This window comes from Campylobacter sp. BCW_4338 (assembly GCF_001763255.1).
GTDB lineage: Bacteria > Campylobacterota > Campylobacteria > Campylobacterales > Campylobacteraceae > Campylobacter_D > Campylobacter_D jejuni.
Map to the genome: position 1 here is coordinate 109113 of NZ_MJYJ01000066.1, position 1623 is coordinate 110735.

General features: G+C 33.9%; 1 pseudogene. It reads left to right on the top strand.

The window, feature by feature from the left end:
• A pseudogene (locus AJN69_RS10155) lies at positions 1–1623 on the top strand (hypothetical protein); the annotation flags it as partial.

Consider the following 1623-nt stretch of genomic DNA (forward strand, 5'->3'; position numbering starts at 1 on the left):
GCGAGTTGTGCTAATGCTACACTTGCTCCTGAAATAAAAACTTATGATGAAGCAAATAAAAATACTAAAGCTAGATCAGCAAGTGTTTATCAGAATACTAATACGACTGTAAGTGGTTCAGAAACTAGCACAATCAACATTTCCGATCAAGGTCCACATACCATAATAATTCAATCAGGTGGAACTTTAGGTAGTATAGGTAATACTGGTAATATTATTTATGCTTCTACTAACAATGGCAATACTCTTACTCTTGCAAATCTTACCAATAATGGAACCATCAATGGTAAAGTAGCCATACAAAATAGCCAAGATAACCTCACAGGAACCATCACTGTCAATACCTTTGAAAATATAGGTCAAGTTAATGGTCAAATTTATATGGGAGTTTGGGGAAATAAAAACTCAGGAATTCTCACTGTGGATCAGTTTGATAACAGTGGAACTATAGCTTCAAGCGATAAAGGAGTTTTTTTCGAAGGCGGTGCTAATAATAAATCCACGATTAATAATTTTAACAATACTGGAGTTATAACAACTTCAACAAATAAAGAAGCTGTTCGATTTAATCATACTGATGTTAAAACCATTACCAATAATGGAAACATTAAAAGCGAGGGACATAGAGGTATAAGCATAGATAATTCAAGTGTACAAACTCTTAATAATAGTGGCACTATTCAAACCAGCAATCAAGATGTAAATAACTGGGATACGCAAGCAATATATATTGGCTATTCTACAATCCAAACATTTATCAATAGCGGAACCTTAAAAGGCGATGGAAGAAAAGATCCAGGAGGACCTAATGGGGCTGCTTATGCGAGCTCTGGGGTTAATCTTCAAGCCTCTACTATAACAAATTTTGATAACTCAGGTATTCTTTCAGGAAGAGTAGGTATAAATATATCAAGCACTACTATAGATAATTTTAAAAACAGTGGTACTATAGAAGGAACATCTGGAGCCAAACAATTATCAGGAGCAATATTCATTCAAAGTTGGGGAACTTCAAGCTCCACTATTAAAAATTTTGAAAACACAGGCCTAATCAAAAATCAAAACGGCAATGCTATCTTCATAGGTGATGGCAACAAGATAGAAACCCTTACAAATAAAGGAACTATAGAAGCAGGCAACAATGGTATAACTTTTTATGCATTTGATACAAATAAAAAGCCCGTTAATATTGGTAAAATCACTATAGAAGAAGGTGGTGTTATTAAAGCAGGCAATGATGCAATCCATATAGATGGAAGTAAAAATGGTATTGAGGGTGAAGGCATTGAAGTTAAAGCAGGGGGTAGATTAGAAGGTGGTAATGCAGGTATTTATATAGGTGGCGGTAAGCAAGTAAATACTAGCATCAATGTATCTGGAACTATCCAAGGTGGTAATGGGGGTATTATAAATACTGGAACCATTGGAAAAGAAGGACAAGAAAAACAAGAATACGGAATCACTATTGAAAATGAAGGTCTTATTGCTTCTGCAAAAGGAAGTGGTATTTTAAATACTGACAATGGAATTATTTATGGTAATATCTTCAATAGAAGTAATAATAATTTAAGTTTAAAAAATGATTCTGATGCGACTATTACAAGTGGTATTAAAAATGAAGGT